The organism is Ideonella sp. P3_A4, from assembly GCF_056403075.1.
Genome location: NZ_JBFUGE010001266.1, coordinates 1 through 748 on the forward strand (window position 1 = coordinate 1; position 748 = coordinate 748).

The following is a 748-nucleotide window of genomic DNA, read 5'->3' on the forward strand; positions in this document are numbered from 1 at the left end:
CAAGACGGCCGAGAAGATGGGGCCGGTGGGCGAGGGAAGGGCGATCGAGGCGCGGGCGGTGTGTTTGCTGGCGAAAGCCTGATCGACTCAGTGGCATGAAGACGATCCGCGACCTCAATGCGCCGCCGCACATCGAGGGGCGGGTCGAGGCGATCATCGTGCGAGGCTCGCCGCGCGACCCGGCACGTCTGGTCACCAACACACTGGCGCTTGCTGGCATCGGGTTGGCCGATGATCGGCTGGGCCAACGCGGTGATGCGGAGCTCTCCACCCGCCAGGTCACGCTGATCCAGCAAGAACATTTGAACGTGATCGCCCAGCTGGCGCGGGTCCATCAGGTCGATGTCATCGGTCTGCGGCGCAATCTCGTCGTGTCGGGTATCAACCTGTTGGCGCTGAAGAATGCCAAGCTGCAGGTGGGTGATGCGGTGCTGGAGATTGTCGGCCCCTGCCAGCCTTGTTCGCGCATGGAAGAGGCCATCGGCCCAGGCGGCTACGCAGCGATGCGGGGCCACGGCGGCATGACGGCGCGGGTGCTGACGGGCGGTGCGATCAGCGTGGGTGACGTGGTGCGCGCGCTGGCCTAACCGCGTGATCTGCTCAGGCGTTTGTCGAAATCGCCGCGGTCAGTTCGTCGTACAGATGGAAGTGATCCCAAACCCCATCGAAGGAGATTGACATGCGGTTCATGGTGATGGTCAAGGCGACCGCCGACAGCGAAGCCGGCGTGATGCCCAGCGAGCAACTG

At 64.8% G+C, this 748-nt stretch carries 1 protein-coding gene and 1 pseudogene; both read left to right on the forward strand.

Translation table 11 applies throughout. The features are described 5' to 3' along the window. Positions 1–82, forward strand: a pseudogene (locus AC1DYI_RS37465) (2-C-methyl-D-erythritol 2,4-cyclodiphosphate synthase); the annotation flags it as partial. A gap of 13 nt (positions 83–95) precedes the next feature. Then, positions 96–587 (forward strand): MOSC domain-containing protein, encoded by a 492-nt coding sequence (locus AC1DYI_RS37470; protein WP_477209120.1) that lies wholly within the window; start codon positions 96–98, stop codon positions 585–587. The last annotated feature ends 161 nt before the right edge of the window (positions 588–748 follow it).

Coding starts and splice junctions, on each gene's coding strand:
- AC1DYI_RS37470 (WP_477209120.1), top strand. CDS start 96: ATGAAGACGATCCGCGACCTCAATGCGCCGCCGCACATCGAGGGGCGG.